Annotated in this window: 2 protein-coding genes; both read right to left on the bottom strand. The window is 67.5% G+C overall.

Annotated elements, in window-relative coordinates:
- Positions 1–800 (bottom strand): hypothetical protein (locus GPA_RS19390; protein ID WP_041239630.1); only part of this gene is annotated, 800 nt, incomplete at its 3' end.
- A 35-nt stretch (positions 801–835) separates the two neighbouring features.
- Positions 836–1753 carry a hypothetical protein gene (locus GPA_RS13075; protein ID WP_015540163.1) on the bottom strand — a complete coding sequence of 306 codons (918 nt, stop codon included), beginning with the start codon at positions 1751–1753 and terminating at the stop codon, positions 836–838.
- Between the last annotated feature and the right edge of the window lie 173 nt (positions 1754–1926).

Genomic DNA, 1926 nt, shown 5'->3' with positions numbered 1-1926 from the left:
ATGGCCTGCGCGCGCTCGAGCGCGGCGGCCCGCTGTGCGGGCTCCCTCTTCTCGGCCTCGCAGGTGATCGTCCAGAACGGATGCGTGACGGATGCCGGGCCGTTCATGTCCATGACGGTCGCGACGTTGCATCCCGCGCACCAGGCCTCCTGCTTGCGGTCGTAGACCGCGGCGCCCTCATAGCCCTCGACGTCGACCAGCCTCTTGGCCGCCCTCATGGCCTCGCCCAGGGTCTCGAAGTCGCCCTTCTCGTCGTCGCCGCATGAGCAGTCGGTCGAGACGACCGAGAAGCGCAAGGCCTCGGCGCCGCCGACCTTCACGCGCTCGCCGAGGCCTTGCGTCTTGAGGTACATGCTGATGTAGTCGTTGCGGTAGAACTCGGGGCAGGCGTCGATGCCGGCCTCGTCGGCCTCGTCGGTGAGCATATCGACCGCCGCGAGCACGGTGTCGCGCGCGCGGTAGCGCTCGCCCTTGTCCTGGCTCCAGCTCGTCGGGATGTCATACGGGTTGAGCCCGTCGCATCGCACCGCGCAGTTGAACTTATTGGGGTAGGCCGCTATCAGCTCGTCGGCCGCGCCGTAGTCCCAGAGGATGTCGCTGTAGAAGTCGTCGAGCGTGCCGTCCTCGTCGATGCGGAAGGCGTCGACGGCGAAGCCGAGGCCCGACGGCGAGAGCGCATCGTCGAACAGCCGCGAGTAGAAGAAGCCGATGGGCTTGCCGGGCTCCTTGACGACCCAGGTGGCCGAATCGCAAAGGCAGTGGACCCAGTTGAAGTCCGGGTCGCTACAGGTCTTGAACATTATGGCCTCCCGGGCCGTTGTCTCGTCTGAAATGTCTAGCCCATGTGCGCGCCGTGCGAGGCCTTGGGGAGATGGCGCGTGGGCACGTTCGCCGTGGCGTCGGCGCAGTGCTTGGCGGCCGCCGCCACCGAGCGCGGGTCCTTGGCGGCCGCCGCCTTGATCTCCTCATAGCCCTTGCCCATGAGCTCGGCGGCGTCGCGCACGGCGTCCGAGATGCCCTGCGCCGCGGCGGACAGCACGAACGGCACGCACTTCACCTTGTCGGCGAACGCCCGTCCGCGCGCCGAGATGTTCTGGGCCGCGCGGGTGCATGCGGCCTGGACGGCCTTGATGTCGCGGGACATGAACTCGAGGCAGGTCTGCACCTTCGCGGATCCGGCGGCGGCCAGCTCGCTGAACTTGTAGCGGATGCCGGTGCGGTCGAGCTCGCGGCTGAACTCGGCGACCTCCTCGCTGTTCTCCTCGATCGTGCCGTCCATGAGGGGCACGCACATGTCGAACTCCTCCTCGGCGGCGGGCACGGGGGCGTACGGGCCGTGCTCATCGGCCAGGCCCACGGCGGCGCGGTTGAGCTGCTTGTGGAACAGCTTGCTGTTCGTTCGCGCCTGGGCGAGCGCCTGGTGGTTGGCGAGGTCGACGACGTACTGCTTGACGTAGGCCTTGGCCGCGGCCGGGTCGCCGGTGATGATGTCGGTCTTGTCCGGGAAGTGCTCGACGAGCGATGCCGCCAGGCGGCTCGTCATCTCGTCGGCCGAGATCCCGTCCACGGCGAGCGTGCCCGCGGTCGAGCCCGCCTGCGCCTGGGTGACGGACGAGAAGTTGCCCGAGCCGTCCGGGTTGACCCCGAAGTATGCGGCGGCTTCGCGGCACGCCTCCGTCCAGACGCCCATAAGGGCGAGCTTGCAGTTAAGGGTCTCGTTCTGGTTCATGCGGAGGTCATCATTGTCCGGCATGGCTTCCCCTTTCGACGGAAAGTTGATATTCCAGGCAATCGTATCGGCGGGCGTCGTCTTTTGGGTATGCGAAAGCCCCCGTTTCCCGAACGGGAAGCGGGGGCTGACGGAAAGGAGATGCTACCTGAGGTTGAGCGAGTAGTTCCTGACGGGCGCCGCGGCGCTCGCGCATG

The organism is Gordonibacter pamelaeae 7-10-1-b (genome assembly GCF_000210055.1).
Taxonomy (GTDB): domain Bacteria; phylum Actinomycetota; class Coriobacteriia; order Coriobacteriales; family Eggerthellaceae; genus Gordonibacter; species Gordonibacter pamelaeae.
This window is presented reverse-complemented; position numbering and strand designations above follow the sequence as displayed.

Bases quoted from the DNA above. Each gene is read 5' to 3' on its own strand.
- GPA_RS13075 (WP_015540163.1), bottom strand. From the start codon at position 1,753: ATGCCGGACAATGATGACCTCCGCATGAACCAGAACGAGACCCTTAAC.